This is a genomic window from Macromonas bipunctata (assembly GCF_002837135.1).
Taxonomy (GTDB): Bacteria; Pseudomonadota; Gammaproteobacteria; order Burkholderiales; family Burkholderiaceae_C; genus Macromonas_A; species Macromonas_A bipunctata.
The window spans coordinates 1-22,116 of record NZ_NWBQ01000024.1; the positions used below are offsets into that span (position 1 = coordinate 1).

At 55.9% G+C, this 22,116-nt stretch carries 26 protein-coding genes and 3 pseudogenes; 16 read left to right on the forward strand and 13 right to left on the reverse strand.

All coding sequences use genetic code 11. The annotated features are described in order from the left end of the window. Window positions 1–152: 152 nt before the first annotated feature. A complete protein-coding gene (locus CON76_RS04070) occupies window positions 153–455 on the forward strand; it encodes a DUF2442 domain-containing protein (RefSeq protein WP_205758171.1) in 303 nt (100 codons plus the stop codon). 74 nt (window positions 456–529) lie between these two features. Here CON76_RS04070 and CON76_RS04075 read toward each other — a convergent pair whose 3' ends face one another. From CON76_RS04075 to CON76_RS04090, 4 genes are all read right to left on the reverse strand, one after another. After that, complete coding sequence (locus CON76_RS04075) at window positions 530–1,162, reverse strand: hypothetical protein (RefSeq protein WP_205758172.1); 633 nt, start codon at window positions 1,160–1,162, stop codon at window positions 530–532. A gap of 171 nt (window positions 1,163–1,333) precedes the next feature. Continuing rightward, window positions 1,334–1,873, reverse strand: coding sequence for a helix-turn-helix transcriptional regulator (locus tag CON76_RS04080; protein ID WP_169928976.1), 540 nt, complete (start codon window positions 1,871–1,873; stop codon window positions 1,334–1,336). Between the two features lie 3 nt (window positions 1,874–1,876). Further along, the gene (locus CON76_RS04085) at window positions 1,877–2,167 is read right to left on the reverse strand and encodes a hypothetical protein (protein ID WP_101102123.1); all 291 of its coding nucleotides are present in this window, start codon (window positions 2,165–2,167) and stop codon (window positions 1,877–1,879) included. Between the two features lie 132 nt (window positions 2,168–2,299). Then, window positions 2,300–3,865 carry a Fic family protein gene (locus tag CON76_RS04090; RefSeq protein ID WP_101102124.1) on the reverse strand — a complete coding sequence of 522 codons (1,566 nt, stop codon included), beginning with the start codon at window positions 3,863–3,865 and terminating at the stop codon, window positions 2,300–2,302. Window positions 3,866–4,086: 221 nt separating this feature from the next. On the opposite strand from CON76_RS04090, the gene CON76_RS12745 reads away from it, so the two are divergent. After that, window positions 4,087–4,662, forward strand: coding sequence for a hypothetical protein (locus CON76_RS12745; RefSeq protein WP_145995321.1), 576 nt, complete (start codon window positions 4,087–4,089; stop codon window positions 4,660–4,662). Here the strand turns inward: CON76_RS12745 and CON76_RS04100 are convergent. Continuing rightward, window positions 4,634–5,170, reverse strand: a complete 537-nt coding sequence (locus tag CON76_RS04100; protein ID WP_338063675.1) for a GGDEF domain-containing protein — start codon at window positions 5,168–5,170, stop codon at window positions 4,634–4,636. The two genes, CON76_RS12745 and CON76_RS04100, sit on opposite strands and share 29 nt — an antisense overlap. Here CON76_RS04100 and CON76_RS13030 point away from each other — a divergent pair. After that, window positions 5,078–5,596: pseudogene (locus CON76_RS13030) on the forward strand (chloride channel protein); the annotation flags it as partial. The gene CON76_RS04100 and the pseudogene CON76_RS13030 overlap by 93 nt on opposite strands. On the opposite strand, the gene CON76_RS12750 reads toward CON76_RS13030, so the two are convergent. From CON76_RS12750 to CON76_RS04115, 4 genes are all read right to left on the reverse strand, one after another. Then, window positions 5,586–5,801: a hypothetical protein gene (locus CON76_RS12750; RefSeq protein WP_145995322.1), complete on the reverse strand. Its 216-nt coding sequence runs from the start codon at window positions 5,799–5,801 to the stop codon at window positions 5,586–5,588. The pseudogene CON76_RS13030 and the gene CON76_RS12750 overlap by 11 nt on opposite strands. A 109-nt stretch (window positions 5,802–5,910) precedes the next feature. Then, window positions 5,911–6,285, reverse strand: coding sequence for a diacylglycerol kinase (locus CON76_RS04105; protein ID WP_101102090.1), 375 nt, complete (start codon window positions 6,283–6,285; stop codon window positions 5,911–5,913). Next, window positions 6,282–6,962, reverse strand: a complete 681-nt coding sequence (locus CON76_RS04110; protein ID WP_101102091.1) for a phosphatase PAP2 family protein — start codon at window positions 6,960–6,962, stop codon at window positions 6,282–6,284. Before CON76_RS04110 ends, CON76_RS04105 begins: the two co-directional genes overlap by 4 nt. A 49-nt stretch (window positions 6,963–7,011) precedes the next feature. Further along, the gene (locus tag CON76_RS04115) at window positions 7,012–7,980 is read right to left on the reverse strand and encodes a cation diffusion facilitator family transporter (RefSeq protein ID WP_101102125.1); all 969 of its coding nucleotides are present in this window, start codon (window positions 7,978–7,980) and stop codon (window positions 7,012–7,014) included. 224 nt (window positions 7,981–8,204) lie between these two features. Here CON76_RS04115 and CON76_RS04120 point away from each other — a divergent pair. The 10 genes and pseudogenes from CON76_RS04120 to CON76_RS04165 form a co-directional block, all read left to right on the forward strand. After that, window positions 8,205–8,291, forward strand: a pseudogene (locus CON76_RS04120) (arsenate reductase/protein-tyrosine-phosphatase family protein); the annotation flags it as partial. Between the two features lie 47 nt (window positions 8,292–8,338). Continuing rightward, complete coding sequence (gene arsB, locus CON76_RS04125) at window positions 8,339–9,355, forward strand: ACR3 family arsenite efflux transporter (RefSeq protein WP_101102092.1); 1,017 nt, start codon at window positions 8,339–8,341, stop codon at window positions 9,353–9,355. A gap of 5 nt (window positions 9,356–9,360) precedes the next feature. Then, complete coding sequence (gene arsC, locus CON76_RS04130) at window positions 9,361–9,786, forward strand: arsenate reductase (glutaredoxin) (protein ID WP_101102093.1); 426 nt, start codon at window positions 9,361–9,363, stop codon at window positions 9,784–9,786. 139 nt (window positions 9,787–9,925) lie between these two features. After that, a complete protein-coding gene (locus CON76_RS04135) occupies window positions 9,926–10,186 on the forward strand; it encodes a DUF4258 domain-containing protein (protein ID WP_101102094.1) in 261 nt (86 codons plus the stop codon). Next, window positions 10,176–10,379: a DUF2283 domain-containing protein gene (locus CON76_RS04140; protein ID WP_101102095.1), complete on the forward strand. Its 204-nt coding sequence runs from the start codon at window positions 10,176–10,178 to the stop codon at window positions 10,377–10,379. The genes CON76_RS04135 and CON76_RS04140 overlap by 11 nt, the downstream gene beginning before the upstream one ends. A gap of 75 nt (window positions 10,380–10,454) precedes the next feature. After that, window positions 10,455–10,850: an ArsR/SmtB family transcription factor gene (locus CON76_RS04145; protein WP_101102096.1), complete on the forward strand. Its 396-nt coding sequence runs from the start codon at window positions 10,455–10,457 to the stop codon at window positions 10,848–10,850. Continuing rightward, window positions 10,847–11,260, forward strand: a complete 414-nt coding sequence (locus CON76_RS04150; protein ID WP_101102097.1) for an arsenate reductase ArsC — start codon at window positions 10,847–10,849, stop codon at window positions 11,258–11,260. The genes CON76_RS04145 and CON76_RS04150 overlap by 4 nt, the downstream gene beginning before the upstream one ends. A gap of 25 nt (window positions 11,261–11,285) precedes the next feature. Beyond that, on the forward strand, window positions 11,286–11,654 hold the full coding sequence (arsD, locus tag CON76_RS04155; protein WP_101102098.1) for an arsenite efflux transporter metallochaperone ArsD: 369 nt from the start codon (window positions 11,286–11,288) through the stop codon (window positions 11,652–11,654). A 13-nt stretch (window positions 11,655–11,667) separates the two neighbouring features. Further along, on the forward strand, window positions 11,668–13,419 hold the full coding sequence (gene arsA / locus CON76_RS04160) for an arsenical pump-driving ATPase (RefSeq protein ID WP_101102099.1): 1,752 nt from the start codon (window positions 11,668–11,670) through the stop codon (window positions 13,417–13,419). Beyond that, window positions 13,416–13,817: a DUF2703 domain-containing protein gene (locus tag CON76_RS04165; protein ID WP_101102100.1), complete on the forward strand. Its 402-nt coding sequence runs from the start codon at window positions 13,416–13,418 to the stop codon at window positions 13,815–13,817. Before arsA ends, CON76_RS04165 begins: the two co-directional genes overlap by 4 nt. 23 nt (window positions 13,818–13,840) lie before the next feature. Here CON76_RS04165 and chrA read toward each other — a convergent pair whose 3' ends face one another. The 3 genes from chrA to CON76_RS12760 all read right to left on the reverse strand — a co-directional run bounded on the left by chrA (window position 13,841) and on the right by CON76_RS12760 (window position 17,007). Continuing rightward, window positions 13,841–15,001, reverse strand: coding sequence for a chromate efflux transporter (chrA, locus tag CON76_RS04170; protein WP_101102101.1), 1,161 nt, complete (start codon window positions 14,999–15,001; stop codon window positions 13,841–13,843). 365 nt (window positions 15,002–15,366) lie between these two features. After that, entirely contained in the window at window positions 15,367–16,353 is a 987-nt protein-coding gene (locus CON76_RS12755) for a hypothetical protein (protein ID WP_145995323.1), read from the reverse strand. A gap of 30 nt (window positions 16,354–16,383) precedes the next feature. Further along, entirely contained in the window at window positions 16,384–17,007 is a 624-nt protein-coding gene (locus tag CON76_RS12760; protein ID WP_169928979.1) for a hypothetical protein, read from the reverse strand. A gap of 657 nt (window positions 17,008–17,664) precedes the next feature. On the opposite strand from CON76_RS12760, the gene CON76_RS04180 reads away from it, so the two are divergent. The 3 genes and pseudogenes from CON76_RS04180 to CON76_RS13815 all read left to right on the forward strand — a co-directional run. Beyond that, a protein-coding gene (locus CON76_RS04180; protein ID WP_101102103.1) for an IS3 family transposase occupies window positions 17,665–18,830 on the forward strand; the annotation gives its coding sequence in 2 pieces (ribosomal slippage) (window positions 17,665–17,938 and window positions 17,938–18,830; 1,167 coding nt in all). A gap of 49 nt (window positions 18,831–18,879) precedes the next feature. Then, complete coding sequence (locus CON76_RS13810) at window positions 18,880–19,107, forward strand: transposase (protein WP_420812904.1); 228 nt, start codon at window positions 18,880–18,882, stop codon at window positions 19,105–19,107. Between the two features lie 90 nt (window positions 19,108–19,197). After that, window positions 19,198–19,626 (forward strand): annotated as a pseudogene (locus CON76_RS13815) (IS3 family transposase); the annotation flags it as partial. Window positions 19,627–19,678: 52 nt separating this feature from the next. Here the strand turns inward: CON76_RS13815 and CON76_RS04190 are convergent. Then, a complete protein-coding gene (locus tag CON76_RS04190; protein WP_101102104.1) occupies window positions 19,679–22,096 on the reverse strand; it encodes a DUF262 domain-containing HNH endonuclease family protein in 2,418 nt (805 codons plus the stop codon). Between the last annotated feature and the right edge of the window lie 20 nt (window positions 22,097–22,116).

Consider the following 22,116-nt stretch of genomic DNA (forward strand, 5'->3'; position numbering starts at 1 on the left):
CGTTTTCTGAGACGACCCCAGACAGAAAGATGGATAAGCAGCCAAAGCACAGCCTTGGGCGATATCCCCGTTGAGTTGATGGAAACATCGGGTGGACTGCTCAGGATTCTGTACTTGGACGGCCTGTAGAATTCATCGTAAGAATGACATTTATGAAGCGAGCTCACCTATCAAGTATCGAGGTACTCAGCGACTTCAGCATGCGGTTATTCTTCGTCGGTGGTGAGGCCTACACCATAAATTTTCAGCCATTGTTCGAGGAATCGCTTGGCTTGGCACCACTGCGGGATGCTCGACAGTTTGCCAATGCCACCCTGGTAGAGGGTGAGGGCTGGACAGTAGCGTGGCCCGAACTGGACATCCAGATTGGGGCAGATACGCTGTGGCTGGATGCGCAGGCACAAAATGCCGAAGCCGAAAAAACGCGCATCTTCGCCCAGTGGTGTGCACGCTAAGCGATTAGCCAGTCGCAATCAGCACGGGCGTTGGGCATGACACCGCGAGCCATCAATGCTTCTGGCACAGGCGGTTACGATGCCGGAGTAGAAGTGCTCACTGCTGTTTGAACCTCACAAAAATTTACGCTCGAATTTTTATGGTTCTCGATATTACTACGCATATCTACCACATCCCATACTTGTAACTCCCACGGAAAATAAAAGTTGCTTCTGTTTTTGAAGTACACATGCAAGCCGCGATAGCCCGCTTTATCGCGAAAATACCAGTTTTTCAAGTTCAGCTCATCTTGCCAGTCGTCCAGCACCTCCATGACTGCATCGACTTCATCGGCGGTTAAGATGATGCGTGCAGCAAAAATGTCATTTAACCAATTGTTCACAGGGTATTGGTCTTCGCGACTGGCGTAGCGTTCGAGTTCCTCTTCTATGCGCTCGCGGGTTTTAACACGGTAGAAATATTTGATATCAATATCTGCCGTTATTAAGTAATCGTTGATGCACTCATGCAGGGTTAGACGGTAGCGGTAGATGTGCGCAGCAGGCACATGAGTCATGGTTCTGGAGAGGTTGATTTTCTTTATCTTGCCGGTTTCAAAATAATCGCGTGAAAAGTCATGGTGCAAACGGTTGATTTCACTGACTATTTGTCGAACTTGGTTTACTTTCTTCATTTTAGAAAGCGAACCGCAGTGCAACAAAGCCATTTTTCTGCATCAATACCTGATTAGCCCACCAAAACGGCTTTGTTGCGCAAATAGGTAGAACAAAATATTGTTATATCAACAACTTACAAAGTATCGGCCTCCATGCTTACGCGTAAAGTCGAGATTTTTGCCATCTAAAATACTCTAAGTTATTGATTTCAAACAGATAAATTATGCAACAAAGCCCACCAAAACTGCATGTATGCGTTTATCAATCTTGTACCCGCCGAGGAGTGCTGTTTCCTTGGTAATGTTAAATTGCATGGCAGTACGGGCGACTTCAATGATGGGTTGCGTCACTTTTAGCTGACCACGTTCTTTAAAAAACCGAAGTACGGGTTCCAAGTGCCACAGTGAAGTACTGCCAGTGTGCAGCGGTTCTGGAAAGCTGTCAGTATGCGCAATCATCATTTGACGTACATTTTGCCGAGACATACCCAAGAGGTCGGCCACTTCTGTAAGCCCCACAAAATCAGGGCCGACTTCCACTAGGCGCGCTCCTGGTAGGGTCTTTTTTACGTCCTCGATGGCACTCAAGATGGCAGTTTCCGCACAATCCGCTTCCCGTACAAACTCCAAACCCAAGTGCCCGGCAACACCAATTCCCACCATAGCATCATCGCAACCGGCAGCTCCCAGACGTTCTACAATCTCGTCGTGGTTCGAGTCCTTGGGGTTCAGTTTGAACTGTAGCGTGAATTCGTATTCCATCGTTTACTCCGCAGAAGTGCTGTTCATGTCGTGAGCTGCTATGGCCTGCTGCTTTTTATAGGTCGTACAGTTATCGACCACCCTTTTGAGCTGCTTGGCGAAATTTCCAGGATTCTTCGGGGTACTCCAGATACTGGTGATGCAGAATGTTCCACACCGACAGGCTTTATCGTTGTAGGGACAATACATTTTTCCCCAAGCATGAGCACCACCGACGGCAACTTCCCAACCATGAGCCTCAGCGTGTTGAATAGCGGCCTCAACTTCTTTGTTCGGATGCTTTGCTCGTGCCATGGCTGTTATGATACTGGCCCAGCGCATTGGTTGTCAACTGACAATTTATTGTCACGGCGAGCAGCCTGAGGGTCATCGTCACGCCTGAGCAGCCAATTGCTCGACGATGTGGTGCTCCGTACTGGATGTGGCTCATTCGGTGCTCTCTCCTTCGGGGTCAAACGCAGCCCTCACTGCCCCGACAATCTGTAAGTGCAGGTCAAAAAATGCCCCGCCTTCTTCGAATATCTGAGGCAACGCTTTACGTAACTTGTTGCTCACGACCCAGTTTTCCTGGCGCAACGACCGGATGATGCGGTCAGCATCAGCATTTGGCATTTCGACCACGGCTTTCAAAGCCTGCAGTGCAGCATCGTACTGCCGCAACAACTGTGCCTCATCGGCCATTTCGTGCTCAACCGTTTGGCGCAGCACCGAGCTTAGATAGCGCACCTGCCCAGTTAAGTCCGGATAGCGCCACGCATGCTGGGCATCTTGAATTTGCAAAAACTCAAAATTGGTCTCCACACCATCTTGGCAGGTACGCCGCGGGCCAAAGCGGTAAGCATCAGCATACAGCCGCATGAACGGCTTGGAAAACTGCTCCAGTGCCGCGTCGTAATCAGCACGCCCCCTGGCACTACCCGCAATGGTGGCCGACACCGGCACAATCAGGTTGATGGGCACCGCGTTGTCGGCGGTCAGTAAATGATTGATGAGAAAGCGGTGCACCCGCCCATTGCCATCGGCCAGTGGGTGCAGGTACACAAAAGCAAAGGACACCGCAGCCGCCCGGGCCACCGGGTTGGCACCACGGGTCTTGGTTTCATATGCCTTCAACGCCGTCAACATATCGGCCACCATGACCTCGTCGGGGGCGATGTAGTGCACCACCTGCGCCCGGAAGCTGTTCTCGCCAACGAACACGGGTGATTGGCGAATGCCCACCCGCAGCGCGCGTTCACCCAGTACCGCCTTTTGCAAGGTCAGCAAAGCATCCGGGGTCAGCGGGTCGTCCATGCGCCCACTGAATTCACCTATCGCCGCAGCAAAACGCTTGACGCGGTCGGCCTGGTCGGCTTCGTGCTCAATGGCAAAGCTGGCCCGCGATTCTTTGAAGGTGAGCCATGCTGCACTGCGCAATAACAGCTCGGGGCCATAGGTGTCGTCCAGCGCCTGCACACCTGCAGCCACATCGAACAGCCAACCACGCTCGGCCTCAGGCCCTAGGTACACCATAGGGCAAAACGCTGGGAGGCCTGGAAGGTTGTTATTGATACGCCAGCGGCGAATACGCTCCGGCTTCTGGGCTGTCAAATAGAGGCTCGCATCGATGGCATCTACATACGCCACATTGGCTGCCGTGTCGGGCACGGGCAGTGTATGACCGGTGAACCATTCGTACAAAAACGCGGTGCGGCGGGCATAACGGCCAGTGGGCTCATCTTGCACCCATGCGACCACCTCTGCCGGGCTGATGCGAGCAAACAAGCGCGACAAAAACTCCAGGTTCAGCTGGTCGTATTTCAGGCCAAACTCAAAGTGACCCCGAAAGTTGTCGGCAGGCTGGTACTGCGCTGGCCAAGTCAGCGTTTCACCTTGTGGCGTGATGGCCCGCTGGCGCACCGCACCCAGTCGGCTATGGCTGAACAAAGGCTGAACCAGCTCTATGCCATGCTGCTGCGCCAAGCGCTGAAAGCCCAATGAAGTGTCTGACATGGCCAATATTTGAGTAAGAAGGCCACTATTTTGATATGGAAAACCGCTTCTTACACTAAAACAGTAAAAACTAGGATTGGCGACGTGCATAGGCTTCGTTACACAAGCACTCCGAAAGCAGGTACCAAGGGGAGCCACACTCAAACTTAAGGGTAAACCCTATGTTTTGACGTGAAAACGACTTACCCAAAGATGCAATATCTAAATAGAATTAAGGATGTTTGGACTTTATATACGATAAAAATAATCAAATCTTAGGGATTTTGAAAAAAATGACTCAGCCATCCCCCGAATGCCTCAGTGGCATTGCACCACTTCCTGACCCCATCCGTCAAGCGCAAAGCCCAAAAAAATGGATGTACGTTTCTGAGGGTGAAGCTCAACGTTACGCCAATCGTCAAAAAGCCGAGCTGTCGCGCAAGAAAGCATCGTTCTGGTACGCGTCTAGGACGACTTTGACACTTTTATTGGGCTTGTCGGCTTGGGTCTACGCCTCTGGGGAGATGAACAACGACAAAGGCACGCAGCAGTCGGTCGGTCATCAGGAGACCAAAGATGTCACTGAGGTGCTGTCATCGACAACGCTTGACGCGAAGCAAGTCACACTCAATCAGGCGATTGCGGCGCTGGACGAGGCACACCAAAAGACCCTTCTGCTCAAAAACCAAATCGAACAACTGCAGGAAAAGCTGCAAGCGGTCACAGCGACCCAACAAGATGAAGGTTGCGACTGCCATTCGGCCAAGACTCAGCTGGAGGTCACAACCATCAGCCCAGCCACTCGTCCGCAAATCTGATTTGGTTGCGGCCCTTGGCTTTGGAGCGGTACATGGCATCGTCGGCTCGGCGCAGAATGGCATCGGCGTTGCTTTCCGATGGCCGAAACACCGTCACACCCAGGCTCGCGGTGCATTGGTGCTCCACGGTTTTGGTGGGGCCACCGTTCTTGTCGATGCTGAGCACATAGTTGCGTGCCAAGGTCTCCCGCAGCTTTTCGGCCACGAGCGTGGCTTCTTGGATGGCCATGCTCCAGTCGGGGTTGAGCTCAATGAGCAGCACCACGAACTCGTCCCCACCCAACCGTGCCACCGTGTCTTGCCCGCGCACGCTCGACAACAGCCGGTGTCCCACTTCCTGCAACAAGCGGTCGCCCGCCACATGGCCATGCCGGTCGTTGAGCGGTTTGAAGTTGTCGAGGTCGAGGTAGATGACGGCACCGTGGTGCTGGCTGGGGTGGTGCTGACGTTGCCCGTGGACCGCTACATCGGCCTGGGCATCCCGGTCATTGTCCAAGCTTTCGAGCAACCGTTGCCCGCCTACGATTTTTTGGGCAAGATGGCCTTCACGGTGTTTTCGTTGGGGACAGGCTTCAAGGGCGGTGAAGTCACACCTTTGTTCTACATCGGTGCAACGCTGGGCAACGCATTGGCCCCTGTATTGCAGTTGCCGTTTGCGCTGTTAGCGGGTGTGGGCTTTGTGGCGGTGTTTGCGGGCGCGTCCAACACGCCGATTGCCTCGACCTTGATGGCGATGGAACTGTTTGGGGCCGATGTGGGGGTGTACGCGGCCATGGCGTGTGTGGTGAGCTACCTGTTCTCGGGTCACACCGGCATCTACCGTTCGCAACGGGTGGGCCACGGCAAACACCGCTCTGTGCCCGAGGGCATCAAGCTGGGTGAGTTGTCGGCAAAGAAGCCATCCGCGCCACCCACCGATAGGCTTAGGCCATGACGTTGATGTTGTTGCCCATCGTAGCGGTAGGACGCGAAACCGGTGCCATTTTGGGGCCATAACTTTCGGGTTCCACAGCGCGTGTGCTGCCGTCACGGTTGCCATCGCGGTCCAAACCTGTCATCGGAGCCGATGCCGCTTGGGCCATCTTTTGGAACTGAACCATGTACGCTTGCGATTGACCGGAAGAAACAGCTGCAACCATGATGATGACCTTTTATTTGGTAAAGTAAAAGTTCATTGTGTGGGGTTGAGCTGAAGCTTTGCTGAAGCCCGCATCCAGCCCATTGCACCCACGGTTGCCAGGGAGTCGGTCATGTTGTTGGGCCACTGGTATCCCGCCACCACGCCACCACAAAAGCGATACCCACCAGTACCGCGATGGCGCTGGCGACCAGAACCGCCCCAGCGGCCATGTCTTTTGCCACCCCAATTTCGGGATGTTGGTCTGGATGCAAATGGTCGGTCAATGTCTCCAGGGCCGAATTGAACAACTCCGCGAGCAGCACCAATCCCGTGACCACTACCACGATGGCCCACCACACAGGTGCCGGACGGGCAATGCACAACAGAACCAGAACGCCAACGGCGACGAGCACGTGTGTACGAAAGCTGCTTTCTCGACGAAAGGTCAATGCAATACCTTTGAGCGCGAAGCCCAAGCGTTTGATGAAAGGCTGGCCTTTCATGGGTCGGGAGTCCTTGCGTTGGCGTTGAGCTCTGCCACTCCCCACCAGGCCAGTGCCCAAGCCGTGCCGCCTGCCCAACCCGCCAGCACGTCGGTGGGCCAATGCACCCCCAGGTACACCCGACTACAACCAATCAGCAGGGTCAACAGCACCGCAGCGGCCAGTATGTAGCACTTCAACAGTGTCGATTGCGCCAACCTGGCCAGCATGGCACCCAAGGTCAGGTAGACCAACGCGGACACCATGGCGTGCCCGCTGGGGAAACTCGCCGACAACACCATGTCACCATGCGGAAAAAGCTCGGGTCGCGGCCGATTGAACAGTTCTTTGAGTACAAAGACCATCGCGGTGCCACTGACCGAAGACACCAAGACGAACAGCGCCGAACGCTGCCGCTGCGCCAACACCAAAAACACTGTGGCAATGACTACCACGAGTCCAATCACGGTTTGGCTGCCCAAGGAGGTGATGTCGCGTGCGGCCGATTCCAGCCAAGGTGGTCCCAGTGGTACGCTGGGGTTGTCACTGGCCCGCAACGACAGCATCAGCCACTGGTCAAAGGCGCGGGTTTCACCTTCTTGCACTTCGCCCGCAACTTCAAAAAACACCCAGGCGGCGGCGGCAAACGATGCGGCCACAAAGAGCAAGCGTGGCGTGAGTTTCTCGAAAATGGGCATACAGTGCGTTTCAGCGCCATTGTGCGCTTAGGAGGCGTTGTCCTGAAGTCTAGTGGTCGTGCTCTGCGTGGCCCGACAGGCGACAACCATGGGCAAATGCGGAGCTCTCGAGTTGCAAGGTCACGTGTTTGATGTGGAAATGTTCCTCCAGCTCCTCTTGGGCTGTGGCCAGCAACATCGATGTGTCTGTGCCAGTGTCCGCCACCACCAGATGTGCGGTCAAGGCCACTTTGGAGGTGCTCAGCGCCCAGACGTGCAGGTCGTGGATGCTCACAATGCCCGGCAACGCACTCAGGCAGTCGCGCACTTGCTCAAGGTTCACATGCGGTGGCACGCCGTCGAACAGCAGGTGCACCGACTGCTGGAACAAGCCCCAAGTGCCCATCACAATAATGACGGCAATCAGCAAGCTCATCACCGGGTCCAGCCATGTCCAGCCTTGGTACAGGTACAGGATGCCACCCAGCACCACCCCCAAGGACACCAAGGCATCGGCGGCCATGTGCAAGAAGGCCCCCCGGATATTGAGGTCGTGCTGGTCTTTCATGAACAGCCACGCCGTCAAGCTGTTGACCACGATGCCCACAGCCGCCACACCAATGACCGTCCAGCCTTCGATGGCTTCCGGCGTTTGTAGCCGCTGCAACGCCTCCCAGCCCAGCGAGCCCATGGCCACCAGCAGCAAAACAGCGTTGATAAGCGCGGCCAGGATGGTGCCACGTTGCCAACCATAGGTGTGCTTGGCATTGGGCTTGAGTTGACTGGCCAAGGCTCCCATCCACGCCAGCACCAAACCGGCCACATCGCTGAGGTTGTGGGCGGCATCGGCCAACAGTGCCAGGGAGTTGACCTGCCAGCCGTAAAAGGCCTCGATGGCGACGAACACCATATTCAGCCCGATACCAATGGCAAAGGCCCGGTTGAAGTTGGACGGTGCGTGCCCATGACCATGCGGGTGATGGCTGTGTTCATGCGGGTGGTAGTGTCCACCTTCTGGCCGCGTTGACTGGGTTGGCATTTCGGATTCTTTTTGAACGAGCAGCCGCTGCGGTGGTCGTAAAAACGCGTTGGTCTCGCCCATAGGGCGCTGACTATTACCACCGTAGTATGGCCCATGCTTTCATTGTTTGGTATTATTCGAAAAGTAGAATCAAAGTCCCCTCCCAACAGTGGAGGGCAGTGCTTGGGCCATCTTCATGCCAAGGCCAGCCGTTGACCTATCCCTTTTTTGAGGAACCTACGATGTATCCGAAACTGCTCAATGTCTTGTTTCTGTGCACCGGCAATTCGGCACGCAGCATCATGGCCGAGGCCAAGCTCAGCCAGTTGTCGCTGCAAGCCGAGTTGCACCAGATTGGCACCCAGGGTTGAAGGTCATGGGTATTTTTGAACGATTTTTGACCGTCTGGGTCGCGCTGGGCATTGCGGCGGGCGTGGGGCTGGGGTTGTGGTTGCCGTCGGTGTTCGAGCTGGTCGCGTCTCTCGAGTACGCCCAGGTCAACCTGGTGGTGGCGGTCTTTATCTGGGTCATGATTTACCCGATGATGATTCAGATTGACTGGTCGGCGGTGAAGGACGTGGGCAAGAAGCCCCAAGGCCTGCTGTTGACGCTGGTGGTGAACTGGCTCATCAAGCCCTTCACCATGGCGGCATTGGGCGTGCTGTTCTTCCAGCACCTGTTTGCGCCGTGGGTCGATGCGCCATCGGCCAGCGAGTACATCGCGGGCATGATTTTGCTGGGCGTGGCACCGTGTACGGCCATGGTGTTCGTCTGGAGCCAGCTCGTCAAGGGCGATGCCAACTACACGCTGGTGCAGGTGTCCATCAACGACTTGGTGATGGTGGTGGCGTTTGCGCCGATTGCCGCTTTCTTGCTGGGCGTGACGGATGTGACCGTGCCGTGGGAGACCTTGGTGTTGTCAACCGTGCTGTACGTGGTGCTGCCGCTGGCGGCGGGGATGGTCACACGCCACCTGCTGGCCCGGCGCTCGGCGCACGCGGTGGGCGATTTCGTGGCCCAGCTCAAGCCATGGTCGATTGTCGGGCTGATTGCGACCGTGGTGCTGTTGTTTGGCTTTCAAGCCCAGACCATCATCGAGCAACCCACCGTGATTGGCCTGATTGCGGTACCGCTGGTGTTGCAGACGTACGGCATTTTCTTCATCAGCTGGTGGGCCGCCAAGTGGCTCAAGCTGCCGCACGACATTGCCGGCCCGGCGTGCCTGATTGGTACCTCGAACTTCTTTGAGCTGGCGGTGGCGGTGGCGATTTCGCTGTTTGGCTTGAATTCGGGTGCGGCGCTGGCCACGGTGGTCGGCGTGCTGGTCGAAGTGCCGGTGATGCTGTCGCTGGTGGCGATGGTCAACGCCTGGCGGCCTCAATCTTTCAGGTAACAACCATGACTTCCATTACCATTTACCACAACCCCAAGTGCGGCACCTCGCGCAACACGCTGGCCATGGTTCGTCAAAGTGGCGTCGAACCGCACGTGGTGGATTACCTCGTCACGCCACCCAGCCGCACCGAGCTCCAGGCCTTGCTGCGCGCCATGGGCGTGGGCGTGCGGGCTGTGTTGCGCCAGAAAGGCACGCCGTACGACGAACTCGACCTGGGCAACGCCAATTGGAGCGACGAGCAGCTGCTGAACTTCATTGGCCAACACCCTATCTTGCTCAACCGTCCGATAGTCATCACACCGCTGGGCGTACGACTGTGTCGGCCATCCGAGCGTGTGCTGGAGATTTTGCCCAATCCGCACATTGGCCCGTTCACCAAAGAGGATGGCGAAGTGGTGCCAGCGTGGTCGAGCAAGCTTGCTGACTGACCTCCACCATTTGCTGATGGTTCAGATGGCGTACTGCTGTGGACGGGAAGGAGCGAAAACACTCTGCTAAACGAGCGCCAACGATGGCGCTGAACCATCAACACCACGACAGGGCAGCGCACAATCCTACAATGCACCTATGGAAATTCACTTCACCAGACACGCCACAGCACGGATGGAAGAACGTGGCATCACCGCAGACGAAGTGCGGTCCACGCTGGAAAGTCCGGTGCAGCTGCTCGATGCCAAAGAGGGCAGCAAAGAGGCACAAGGCTGGTTAGAGCGCGACGGCAAACGCTTGTTGTTGCGAGTAATTCACCGTGACGGGGTGGTGGTAACGGTCATTACCGTAATGGCCACCAGCAAACTGGCCAAATATGGAGTAAGCCATGAAATTTGAATACGACCCGCAAGCTGATGCCCTTTACATTCGGATGGCATCTGGCAAAGTGGCCGAAACCGAAGAAGTACGCCCCGGCCTGATGCTTGACTACGACGAGAACGGCAAGATTTTGGGCATCGAAATGCTTGATGTCAGCAAGACCGCCGACAACCCGCGTGAGCTGGCACTGGAAGTAATGACTTCCAACTAAGTACCAGCCTGCAGTGATGCACCACACCACTCAACACTGTGGTGAATTGACGTATATTTTGGTAGTATTCAAAACATGGAAACACTGCACGCCGCCGAGTTGTTGAGCGCCTTGGGCCACGAAGCCCGACTGTCCATCTTTCGCCTGCTGGTGGAGGCCGGTGACGAAGGTCTGTTCCCCGGTGTGATGGGCGAACAACTGGGGCTGGTGCCGGCCACGCTGTCGTTCCACTTGGCGCACCTCAGCCGTGTCGGGCTGATTCAGGGCCAAAAGGAAGGCCGCTTCATCCGCTACAGCACCAACTACACGCAGATGGACGAGCTGCTGGCATTTCTGACGCGCAATTGCTGCCAAGGTAACAGCTGCCTGCCCCAGGCTCAAACGGTGGCCACCACCTCCCAACGGCGTGCCAGCCTGCAAAAGACCGCTGCACGCAAAGCAACCAAAGAACCCAAGGAAACCTGCGCATGACCCCCACCAAAACCGTGCTCGTGCTGTGCACCGGCAACTCGTGCCGCTCACAAATGGGCGAGGCCATTCTCAACCACGACTTGGCGGGCCTGGTGCGTGCCATCTCTGCCGGTACCCAACCGCAACCCAAAGTGGCCGATGGTGCGATTGCCGCACTCAAGTTGCTGGATTTACCCACCGATGGCTTGTATCCCAAAACGGTCGAGGACGTGATGCAAGAACCGATAGACCTCGTGGTCAGCGTGTGCGACAACGCCAAGGAAACCTGCCCCATCTTCCCCGGCCCGGTACAGCGCATCCACGTGGGCTTTCACGACCCGCATGGTGAACCGCTGGAGAGCTTTGTGGCCGTGCGTGACGACATCCGCGCCCGGTTGGTGCCAGCGGTGCGTGCTGCTTTGGGCCTTTGAACCATCTTTACCTCAGGAGACCACCATGAAACAACTCGAAGTGTTCGACCCCGCCATGTGCTGCTCCACCGGCGTGTGCGGTGTGGATGTGGACCCGGTGCTGGCACAGTTCGCCGCCGACCTGCAATGGGTGCAAGACCACGGCATTGCGGTGACGCGCCACAACCTCGGCCAGGAACCCCAAGCCTTCGTGGCCAACCCAGCGGTGGTCAAGGAAATGGAAGCCGGGATGGAGCGTCTGCCCATCGTCGCCATTGACGGCCATATCGTCTCCACCGGCATGTACCCCTCACGTCAGCAACTGGCGCACAAGCTGGGCATTGCGTTGACCACGGCCGAGAAGCCCCGCATCAAGTTGGGCGGTTGCTGCACGCCCAGCTCGGGCTGCTGCTGAAAGGAACACGGCCATGAGCTTGCCTGCGACCTCCACCCGTTTTGTGTTTTTTACTGGCAAAGGTGGCGTGGGCAAGACCTCGCTGTCGTGTGCCACCGGCTTGGCCTTGGCCGAGGCGGGCCAGCAAGTGCTCATTGTCAGCACCGACCCGGCTTCAAATTTGGACGAAGTGCTGGGGGTTGGGTTGGGGCAGGTGCCAACACCCATTCCGGGTGCCAGTGGCCTGTACGCGTTGAACATCGACCCCGAAGCGGCGGCACACGCTTACCGCGAACGCATGGTGGCCCCGTACCGTGGTGTACTGCCTGCCGCCGCCATTGCCAGCATGGAGGAACAGTTCTCTGGGGCCTGTACGGTGGAGATTGCGGCCTTTGACGAGTTCTCCAAACTGTTGGGCGACCCCAGCGCCACCGCAGGCTTTGACCACGTCATTTTCGACACCGCTCCGACGGGACACACGTTGCGCTTGCTGACGCTGCCCTCGGCGTGGGACCAGTTCATTTCGTCGTCCACCGGCGGCGCGTCTTGTTTGGGGCCGTTGGCAGGGCTGGACAAACAAAAGGCGTTGTACGCGGCCACGGTGGCACGGCTGGCCAATGCCGAGGAAACCACCGTGGTACTGGTGGCGCGCGCCGATACCGCCTCCTTGCGCGAAGCCGAACGCACCCGGGCTGAGCTGGCGGAATTGGGCATACGCAACCAGAGTTTGGTCATCAACGGCCTGTTCATCGACACCCCAAGCGACGACCCAATTGCACACGCGCTGACCCAACGCTCCAGCCAAGCCTTGGCGCAACTGCCCGCTGGATTGGCACAGCTGCCGCAGACGCAAATGCCGTTTCTGCCCCGTGGCACCGTGGGCTTGGAGGCCCTGCGCGAGATGAACCACCCCGAGACGGTGGCGGTACCGGTGGGTCACGACATGCCAAACACGCCTTTGCCGCCCGGGTTACGTGGCCTGGTGGAAGACATTTCCGCCACAGGTCATGGTGTGGTGATGACGATGGGCAAGGGTGGCGTGGGCAAGACGACGGTGGCAGCCGCGGTGGCCGTGGCTCTGGCCCAGCGTGGACACCCAGTGGTACTCTCCACCACCGACCCCGCCGCCCACATTGCAGCCACCATCGATGGTGCTTTGCCGGGCTTGACGGTCACGCGCATCGACCCAGCACAGGAAGTGCAGCAGTACACCGCCGACGTGTTGGCCAAGGCGGCACCGCAGCTCGATGCCCGTGGACGTGCAATGCTGGAAGAGGACTTGCGCTCGCCCTGTACCGAGGAAATTGCGGTGTTTCGCGCCTTTGCCCGCACGGTGGACGAGGGGCGCAACGGTTTTGTGGTGCTGGACACCGCACCCACCGGACACACAATTTTGTTGCTCGATGCCGCCGAGGCTTACCACCGCGAGGTGATGCGTACCCAAGGCGACATGCCCGAAGCAGTACGCCAGTTGCTGCCGCGCTTGCGCGACCCCGATTACACGCGCGTCTTTATCGTCACCTTGCCCGAAGCCACGCCCGTCCACGAAGCCGAACGACTGAGCCAGGATTTGGCGCGGGCGGGCATCCAGCCGCACGCTTGGGTTATCAACCAATCGCTGCTGGCCAGTGGCACCCAGCATCCGGTGTTGTGCCAGCGCGGTGGCTACGAGGTGCCGTTCATCCGTCGGGTGGCCGATGCGTTGGCGACGCGTTGTGCCTTGGTACCGTGGCAAGCTCAAGCGCCCGTGGGGGTGGCGGGGCTGGAACAAGTGGTGGCAAGATGAAACCACTACCCATTGTCTGGCAACGGCTGGTGGACGAGGGCCAAACTTGTCCGCGCTGTGCGGGCACCGGGGATGAGGTCGAGCGTGCGTGCGAACAACTGCGCCACCAGCTGAAACCACTGGGCATGGAGCCGGTGCTGGAAATGCGGGAGTTGGACCCGGCGACCTTTGCCGCCCAACCGTCGGAATCCAACCGCATCTGGATTGCTGGCAAGCCGCTGGAGGAGTGGGTACACGCCAACGTCGGCAGCAGCCCATGCTGTTCGGTCTGTGGTGACCAGGAATGCCGCACGGTCGAAGTAGCGGGCCAGCACTACGAAGTGGTACCGGTGGAGCTGCTGGTCAAGGCGGGGCTGATAGCGGCGCTGACGCTGCACGCCCAGTCAGCAGGCACTTGAGACATCACCACTGGCCGCGTACCTCAGGACATCCACACACCTGCTACCAGCGCCGTGAGGGCAACCACAACCACGGGCGATAACTTGCCCAACACCAACAGGCCGTATGCCGCCAGCGCCAAGGCAAAGTCGGGTTTGTTGTGAATGGCACTGGTCCACACTGGGTCGTACAACGCTGCTCCGAGAATTCCCACCACCGCGGCATTGATGCCACCCATCGCGCGTTGGATACCGTCGCGTTGCCGCAAATCCTCCCAGTACGGCAAGGCACCGGCCACCAATAGGAACGATGGCAGGAAAATCGCCAGCAACAACACGGTGCCACCAACCCAGCCGCCCAGTGGCGAAGGCATCGCTGAACCCAAAAAGGCGGCAAAGGTGAACAATGGACCGGGCACCGCTTGTGCCGCCCCGTAACCGGCCAAAAAGACATCGTTGCTGACCGACCCAGCGGGCACCACGGTGGTTTGCAACATGGGCAGCACAACGTGACCACCACCGAAGACCAGTGAACCCGCTTGGTAAAAGTCGGCCACCACACGAACCCACTGGGATTGCGCCAGTCCGGCCAATACCGGCAGGATGAACAACAGCAACGCAAACAAGCCCAACAAAATGGCACCAGTTGTTCGGCCCACACCGTAGCTGCGATGTTGAACGGTGGGCAAGTGCTGCCACGCCAGCCAACGCCAAGCGATGAGCCCGCCGCATCCTATCGCCAATAACTGCGCCCATGCCGATGGCAGCATCAACACCAGCAAAGCCGCACCGACTGCGATACCTGCGCGAAGACGGTCTGGGCAAAGTGATTTCGCCATGCCGCTGACCGCTTGCGCAACGACGGCCACGGCCACCACTTTCAAGCCGTGCACCACGCCAGAGAACACCCATCCGGCCCAATTCAAGACACCAAACGCAAACCACATCAAGGCGATGGCAGAAGGCAAAGTAAAGCCCAGCCACGCCGCCAACGCACCCCACCAGCCCGCGCGGCCCAAACCCAACGCCATGCCGACTTGGCTGCTTGCCGGTCCGGGCAAGAATTGGCACAGGGCGACCAGGTCGGAATAGCTCTTGTCGTCCAGCCATTTGCGCCGTTCCACGAACTCAGAACGAAAGTAACCCAAGTGCGCTACAGGGCCACCAAAGGACGTGAGGCCCAGCTTGAAAAAGGCACATAACACCTCTGCCGGATGGCCTGCCGTCGGCTGTTGTAGCCTCGATGCACAATGTTGACATCCTCCCCGCCATTAATGGCGGGGATTCCCTCTACAGGACGGCCATGCCCGACCGCATCGGCTTGCGCTGACTCATTCAGCAAAGCGCCTACCTCTCGGACTCCCATGCGGGACGGCGAATTACCGGAAATTTCTGTGCTCGGTTCTAACTGCCTAATGGCAAAAGAAGAATTTGGAACTGTTGTCGCAACGGAGGACAGTTTACCACCAAGCAGGCCGTCCCGGCCTGTTCGCTCAGACCTCGGGCTGAACCCCGAGGCTTGCCGCTCAATCTGGAGCAGCATGAACAATCGCACCCACTGCTACGCCCACTACGCCGTCATGGCGCCTCTGTCCACCGTCAAGCAGGCTGATATCGTCTCCTTGCCGCCCCACCACTGGTTTCCTGTAGCCTGGACTGTCCGCTCCTGAGCCTGAGCACGGTCAATGGGCGAGTCTGTCTTAATTTTACGAAGTTCGTCAATTTCTCTCTCATAACCTGAAATAGTTGCTGTCAGTCTATCAAGCTGCCAACAGAGATTCATCACAACCTTATCTTTAACCTCTTGAATTTCCTCGCTACTAGTACCTATAATATTTAAAGCAAAAGTTGATGAATTTGAATTACTAGCAACTAATTTTCTAACTTCTAAATCATCGTCTTTAGACATTAAATCCAGAGCCTCAGGTGGTGAGATACAATTATCAGCAACTGCTCGACGCACACAAACATCATCATCCATTGCAAGCTCTACCAGAATTTCCGCTGGAGTATTATCGTTGTAAGCAACTGCCCTTCTAACTTTAGCAGACTTGTCCTGAGACAATTTGTAGAGAAGCTCAGGTGGTGTAATATAACTAGAATAAGAACTGTGGTTATTGATAGCGATATGCTCCCTAACTTTATAACATTCATCATCGGACAATCGCACTCGAATTTCTTCCGGAGTTTTATTATGCTGAGCTACCATAGCCCTAATTCTATAATCTGTATCTTTTGATAATGTAGCTAAGATATAGCCTGGTGTTTTTGGATTCCAGGCAGCCGCATGACGAGCTTTATAAAACTCAGACCGAGATAACTCAAGCAAATCTTCATCAGATACATCAACCCAATACTCTTCGAAGACAAAATTTGCCACATCAAATTCAAAATCCAAAAGTAGTAGCAAGACTTTTACAGGTATTTTTTTGGGAATTTTATCGGAGTAGTCATTGTCTATGTAATCCAAAATTATCGACCTAATCTCATTGGCCTGATTGCGTTCGGATTTAGTAAAATACTGACCACTTGTTAAATTATTAGATGTTTTTTTCATGATGTTAGGTAAAAAATTAAAATTACAAAGTTATGGCTTTACAGAACTCTCATCCCTTAGAGCGAGGGCTGAGAGTATCGGGTTTTTCTCGTTCATGACGCTGATGACTTGGCCTAACTCTGGACAAATCTTAGAAAGCTTAACCACCAAATGCTTGGGGGCCCATTTTACGAAGATTTTATCATCCTTTTTTGTAACCAGATAGTAATCTTTACTTATAACGGATGCGCCGTATTTACTCATAGAGGTTAAACGTTCCTGCACCAGCATCACGTTCTCATTGATATCATAGCAATCATAATTCAAAACTTTACCCAAAAATCCGTGTCGACGGTGCCACTCACCTTTTTTGTAAGGTCGTGTCAATTTATTAGAAGAAAATGCTTCCTCAAAAAATTTATTTATTCTCAACGTCAAATCTTTAGACATACAGCACAGTGCACCGTACTCATTTCGAATAAATTCTTGTTCTGTATTAATTCTTACCATGGGGTTAGACATAAATCCTCTTCTTTCTATAAATTCATAATTTAGACCGTATGCGTTGTACAAACGCGCACAGCAATGCCAAACTCGAACTAAAAAGTTCAAGCACTTTTTTTCGATAGTCGAAAAAATAGGGGTATCAGCAGGCGGACAGTCTTCTCGTGACATTGAAAATGCCACAGAAAAAGAAATGCCCGCAAGCAACAGCTCAGGCTAAAAAATCCTGAAGTAATCTTGGAGAACGCAAGCGCAAGAATGAACTGAGTATTCGAACTCAAGGCCACGTTGGCTTTTGTTAATTTTTCAAGCTGCGAAGACGCAGCAGCACGCTGTCTTTGTACAATCGTACAGACAAGACCACGAGCTTGAACAAGCTCGATGCCGTCATTGCTTTTTGCAAAGATTCTCATAGCCGCGAAGGCGCGGCAGCGTGACGTTTCTACAGACAGAAATTTGTAGTGACAGATTTTGTCGCAGAAAAATCCAAAGCTTTAGCTGCTTTGTTGTCCAGAATTATAACACAAAATTTGGGCTGCGTACTACTAAGCAACAAAAATTTGACTGCAAGTAATCTAGTGCCACGAGTGAAGTCATAGCCCAGCGCAACGCTCAATCCATCATTGTAGATGAGTCTCAGTCTATAGACTATCTACACCGTTCATTGTTCGCCAGTAGCAGCGATGTTGCCCCCGAAAAGTGGAGTTCTTGGTCGTGTTGAAAATACGAGCAAGGAGTCAGGAAATGTTGGGCAAGCAAATTGTCATGGTTCAATAATTTAGGACACTGCGATAGGGGCCCATTGCTTCCCCCTGAGTACATACGCACATGACAGAAAAGAAACCCCGCAGAGCCTTTGACGCAGCCTTCAAGCTACAAGTGGTCAAAATGGTTCGAGACCAAGGCCTGAGCGTTGGCCAAGTCTGCAAAGACCTGAACCTGGTCGATAGCGCCGTGCGCCGCTGGCTGACGCAGTTTGATGAAGAGATGGCCGGGCGCTGCGGTATTGGCAAGCCCCTGACGGCTGAACAACAACGTATTCGACAACTCGAGGCAGAGAACCGCCAACTCAAGTCCGACAACGAACTGCTAAAAAAAGCGTCGGCCTTCTTCGCCCGGGCAATGAAATGATGCAGACCCTGGTGAACAGCGCAGTCGATGCGAAGAAGGCCAGCACGGCGCAATGCTGCAGGGTGTTTGGCGTGAGCCGCTCGGGCCTGTATGCGGCGCGTCAACGCCAGCGCAGCGCCAAGCCAATCAGCGCGTTGGACGTGCAGGCCAAAGCGGCCTTTGAGGCCAGTGCCCAAAGCTACGGCAGCCGACGCTTGAGCATCGCGCTCAAAGGCCAAGGTCTGGCTGTGGGGCGCTACAAGGCCAGAAAGCTCATGCGCAGCAACGGCTTGCGAGCGCGCTGGCGGCGCAAGTTCATGCACACCACCGATTCGCGCCACAGTTTGCCCGTGGCAGCCAATGTGCTCGAACGCCAGTTCACACCCGAGGCCCCCAATCGGGCTTGGGTCTGCGACATCACCTACGTGCGCACACGCAGCGGCTGGCTGTATCTGGCAGTGGTGCTGGAACTGTTCTCACGCAAAGTCGTGGGCTGGGCCATGGCGCCGAGCATGCCGGCGCAGCTGGTGTGTTCGGCACTGAGCATGGCCATTGCCAGTCGCTGTCCTCCAGCAGGATTGGTGGTGCACTCCGACCGTGGCAGCCAGTACGCCAGTGCCGAGCACCGTGCCTTGCTGGCACGCTATGGCTTCATTGGCAGCATGAGCCGAAAAGGAAATTGCTGGGACAACGCCGTGATGGAACGCTTCTTTCTGAACCTGAAGATGGAGCGCGTTTGGCAGCGCGACTACGCCAACCATGCAGAAGCGCAAGCCGACATCGTCGACTACATCGTGGGCTTTTACAACAGCGTTCGGCTGCATTCAACGCTGGGCTACTGCCCTCCCAACCAATACGAACAGCAGCACCTGGCAAAACCATGAATTTGTAAATTCCCCTATCTCAATGTTCGAAAAAACTTGACCACGACAAATCAGAGCGCGGTACACACAAGATTTCAGGCAGGAAGCTGTCAGGCAAGTCAAGGCAGGGGAGTCCATTGCGGCAGTGGGCAAGACGTTGGGCATCCCCAAGGCCACGCTGGGCAAGTGGGTCAAGCAGTCGGATGTGGGTGGTGGTGCTGCCCAGAAGGCCAGCAGCGTGACATCAGAGCAAATGGAGCTGGCGCGACTGAGGGCAGAGAACGCGCGGTTGCGGTGAAGCTTGCATAAGTGTCCACTTAAAAATAGGTGGACACCATCGTCTCGCATCTCACTCCAAAATCACAGATGACTTTGCCGGACGTTTACCGACCTCTTCAGCCGTCAGGTGGTGGGCTGGAGCCTGCAGCCGCACATGCACACCAGCCTGGTCAAGGACGCACTGGCCATGGCGTGGTGGCGTCGCCGCCCGGCACCCGGACTGATATTCCACAGCGACCGCGGCAGTCAGTACTGCAGCCACGAGTTCCAGGATGCGCTCAAGGACTGAGGGATACGCTCATCCATGAGCCGCAAAGGCAACTGCTGGGACAACGTGCCCACTGAAAGCTTCTGGGGTCGCCTCAAGACTGCCAGCGTGCATAGGCACAAACTTGCCACGCATGAGCAGGCCCGCAAGGCGGTCTTGGACTGGGTGGCGTTCTACAATCACCGCAGGCTGCATTCGTCGATAGGTTATCTCAGCCCCATGCAGTTTGAGCAACGCTGGTACGAGGCGCAGCGTCACGAAGCCGCGTAAACCGTTGGCTAAGAGCTACGCAATTCAGGGGCAACATCAAAAGTGAGTCGAGTTAAGGCTGCAAACCGAGCCACGGTGCAATGCGTTGCCAGACAAGGTCGGCAAGCTCCTTTCCGCGGGCGTTCACAGCGTTAAGGTTCCAGTCGCCATTCACACTGCTGATGGCATGCACGTGAGGCAAGTACTGGCCAGCGTAAATGTTTCCACCTACCTCGGTGACGTCCACGCCAGCATCCGATATAGACTTGAGGATGGCTTTGGCTTCATCCTCCGTCTTTGCAGAAAGCGCAGCGAACAACAAGCGCTTTTGTTCCCAAGGACGGTCGCTGAGGGATGAGTTGCAGCGGGTAGGCACCAACGTCAGGTTGCCTAGTCGCTCAAACTCTTCGTCCTGGTATAGGTCGGGGGACCACCCCTTCGCCTTGGACCGGGGCGCAATGTGCTCGATAGACGCGAACTGCTCGCCGACCCAGGCATCTAGTGTCAACGTCGGGTTGCTTCCTACCTTTCCGCGCGTAAGGCGGCCCTCGGGCCCCTCCACAACGTCGTGGAAGGCAATTAGCAGTACGAAGCGAGCCAGAGTCGTATTAATCTCCCAAAGTGGCTGGACAACCGTCTTCTCAATCCACTCGGTCTTGCCGGGGATGTTCGCACCGTGCTTCTTGCTCTTGCGGTCGGCCTGAAGGCGAGCGACAAGCGCCGCTTGGATAGCCTGAACTGTTGGCAAGGAGCCCTCAACACGCTTTCCCCGAGCCAGGGCAGGAACGCCGTGCTCTAGCGAACCCTCACTCATCAGTGACCGATACACCTCGTCGATGCGGTCAGTTGTGCTGCGCGACGCACGCCACAGAACCGTAAAGGCGGTGACCGCCTGCACGACCTTGCAGAAGGTCTCGAGCGCTTTCTGGCGCTCAGAGGGGTCCTTATAAAGATTAACAGCCGCCGCATACTGCGCAAGCAGCGGCGCAGTAATGGTGTGACCAAAGTCCACCAGAAAGCGAACGCAAAGAGCTGTTGGTTCAGAGAGTACGAGCCCGTCCACCTTTGGCTTGTCCGCACCGTTGACCCACAAATTGTCGAAGAATCGGGACAGTTCAGCTAGGTGACGAATGAACTCCTGCTGCTTCTTGCGGTCGCTGTAGCCGTCAAAAGCCTCGCGCATAAAGCGCCGCTGGTCGGCCAGATTCTTTGAGCGCTTCTCCCCAAGCTCAGCCAAGGCGAAGGCAACAAGCAGGTCTGCCGAACGCTTCTGGCGTTCATCAGCTCGACTCACTTTACGTATGTAGTCGCCTGCAACCTCAAGCTGCTTCTTCTCTTCTGAGGAGTTGTACTGGGTCGTTCCGACCGACTGGACTACCTTGGGTACAAAAGTCTCCAGGGCGGTCAAGGGCTGACCAGTGGTGTTCAGCGCTTCAAACACATCAAAGGCAAAGTCCTCTGAGGTCGCAGTGACAACGACTAGCGTGATTCGTTCGAGCGCAAACTTCGAGAAGAACAGCAGGGAGACTAAGTTGGTTGAAGCTTCCCACCACTTTCTAGACCGGACGTCCTCTGCGGGAGGCTTCTCACTAGCTTGTGTAATTGCATTATCGGTAGAAATCTGCGGTAAAAGAACTAACTCGAGCGCTTTCTTCATCGAGTCGGGAAACTCTTCGCCGAAGAGAGTGTCCTGCTTGTCGTCGTCTCGAACAATGCCCAAGAGCTCCGGGAACTCATCATCACGAGGGAGATTGCGCAGCTTGTCACGCATCACCTTCAACATCTTGATGAAGTGCTTGCGCTGTCCTTCGTTCGGGGCGGTGTCGGTTGAATCCTTCAGCACGACTGAGAACCTCGACCAGTCAGGTTCTTGTTGCTCCCGGAAGCGGACGAACTCAAACAACAGCCAGGCGATGGGCGAGTTGTACATCGCCTTGTCTGCCTCGTAAGACCACGTGTCTACGAAGGCCCGTATCATCTTCGGGAAATGCCTGAACTCGCCCTCGCCGTTATTCTGTCGCTCGGACAGCATCTGGGAGAGCGACCCGCGCATGTCGTTAACGCGTGTCTCCAGCCACTGGCGAGCCTCGTCACTGTCCTTGGCTTTGACCTTCTTCAGCTCAGCCCACTGCACCTCGATTTCGAGCAGGAGTGCTAAACACAGCATCAGCAAGGTAGTCAGACGCTGCTGCCCGTCAATGACCGACATGACCTGCGTATAGACCTGGTTCTTGACCAAGGGGCTGATGGTCGACTTCTTCGAGTCATTCATCGCGATGATGGTCCCGATGAACGTGATGGACTCGTCCGGCCGCTTCAGCAGAGCGTTCAGGCCTTGAATCGTGTCGTCGATGAGGCGCTCAACATTGGTCTTGTCCCACGCGTAGTCGCGCTGGTAGGGTGGGATGTACAAACCGCGACCGTTCTTCGACACGAAGTCGTAGAGACCTTCCGATTCAGCGTCGAATATCTTTTGACCTAGACTAGGCACTTAATTTCCTCCTGTTGTTC

Excerpts from the sequence above, each read along its gene's own strand:
- CON76_RS04070 (WP_205758171.1), top strand. The coding sequence starts at position 153 with ATGAAGCGAGCTCACCTATCAAGTATCGAGGTACTCAGCGACTTCAGC.
- CON76_RS04075 (WP_205758172.1), bottom strand. The coding sequence starts at position 1,162 with ATGGCTTTGTTGCACTGCGGTTCGCTTTCTAAAATGAAGAAAGTAAAC.
- CON76_RS04080 (WP_169928976.1), bottom strand. The coding sequence starts at position 1,873 with ATGGAATACGAATTCACGCTACAGTTCAAACTGAACCCCAAGGACTCG.
- CON76_RS04085 (WP_101102123.1), bottom strand. The coding sequence starts at position 2,167 with ATGGCACGAGCAAAGCATCCGAACAAAGAAGTTGAGGCCGCTATTCAA.
- CON76_RS04090 (WP_101102124.1), bottom strand. The coding sequence starts at position 3,865 with ATGTCAGACACTTCATTGGGCTTTCAGCGCTTGGCGCAGCAGCATGGC.
- CON76_RS12750 (WP_145995322.1), bottom strand. The coding sequence starts at position 5,801 with ATGGTTGCAGCTGTTTCTTCCGGTCAATCGCAAGCGTACATGGTTCAG.
- CON76_RS04105 (WP_101102090.1), bottom strand. The coding sequence starts at position 6,285 with ATGAAAGGCCAGCCTTTCATCAAACGCTTGGGCTTCGCGCTCAAAGGT.
- CON76_RS04110 (WP_101102091.1), bottom strand. The coding sequence starts at position 6,962 with ATGCCCATTTTCGAGAAACTCACGCCACGCTTGCTCTTTGTGGCCGCA.
- CON76_RS04115 (WP_101102125.1), bottom strand. The coding sequence starts at position 7,980 with ATGCCAACCCAGTCAACGCGGCCAGAAGGTGGACACTACCACCCGCAT.
- arsB (WP_101102092.1), top strand. The coding sequence starts at position 8,339 with ATGGGTATTTTTGAACGATTTTTGACCGTCTGGGTCGCGCTGGGCATT.
- arsC (WP_101102093.1), top strand. The coding sequence starts at position 9,361 with ATGACTTCCATTACCATTTACCACAACCCCAAGTGCGGCACCTCGCGC.
- CON76_RS04135 (WP_101102094.1), top strand. The coding sequence starts at position 9,926 with ATGGAAATTCACTTCACCAGACACGCCACAGCACGGATGGAAGAACGT.
- CON76_RS04140 (WP_101102095.1), top strand. The coding sequence starts at position 10,176 with ATGAAATTTGAATACGACCCGCAAGCTGATGCCCTTTACATTCGGATG.
- CON76_RS04145 (WP_101102096.1), top strand. The coding sequence starts at position 10,455 with ATGGAAACACTGCACGCCGCCGAGTTGTTGAGCGCCTTGGGCCACGAA.
- CON76_RS04150 (WP_101102097.1), top strand. The coding sequence starts at position 10,847 with ATGACCCCCACCAAAACCGTGCTCGTGCTGTGCACCGGCAACTCGTGC.
- arsD (WP_101102098.1), top strand. The coding sequence starts at position 11,286 with ATGAAACAACTCGAAGTGTTCGACCCCGCCATGTGCTGCTCCACCGGC.
- arsA (WP_101102099.1), top strand. The coding sequence starts at position 11,668 with ATGAGCTTGCCTGCGACCTCCACCCGTTTTGTGTTTTTTACTGGCAAA.
- CON76_RS04165 (WP_101102100.1), top strand. The coding sequence starts at position 13,416 with ATGAAACCACTACCCATTGTCTGGCAACGGCTGGTGGACGAGGGCCAA.
- CON76_RS12755 (WP_145995323.1), bottom strand. The coding sequence starts at position 16,353 with ATGAAAAAAACATCTAATAATTTAACAAGTGGTCAGTATTTTACTAAA.
- CON76_RS12760 (WP_169928979.1), bottom strand. The coding sequence starts at position 17,007 with ATGTCACGAGAAGACTGTCCGCCTGCTGATACCCCTATTTTTTCGACT.